The following is a 298-nucleotide window of genomic DNA, read 5'->3' on the forward strand; positions in this document are numbered from 1 at the left end:
CCGCAATCAGGGCACCAGCGGAACTAAACGAATAGCGTACCAACCATTCGTCCGCTGACTCACCATCGTGTGCCTGCACCAGCTTGACGCCGGTCAAGCGCTGCCCGCTATCGCCCTGCATGGCAGGTAACAGGCTATCGTAGACCAGCTGGTAGTGGCGCTGGGCGCTGTCGATGACCCGCACTAACTGGTCACCTTCCCAGCGGTCCCGGGTGGTATAGCCGTGCCGGCCGCGCCCTTCGATCAAGGGCCAGCGAGCAGCGGTATCGCCTTTAGGGCTGTTGATTGCAGAAGTATC

1 protein-coding gene is annotated in these 298 nt (G+C 61.4%); it reads right to left on the bottom strand.

Annotated features, from left to right (window positions below):
* Positions 1-298 (bottom strand): hypothetical protein (locus A6R74_RS22800; RefSeq protein ID WP_165603382.1); only part of this gene is annotated, 298 nt, incomplete at both ends.

It is taken from the genome of Halomonas sp. ALS9, from assembly GCF_001651035.1.
Lineage (GTDB): Bacteria > Pseudomonadota > Gammaproteobacteria > Pseudomonadales > Halomonadaceae > Vreelandella.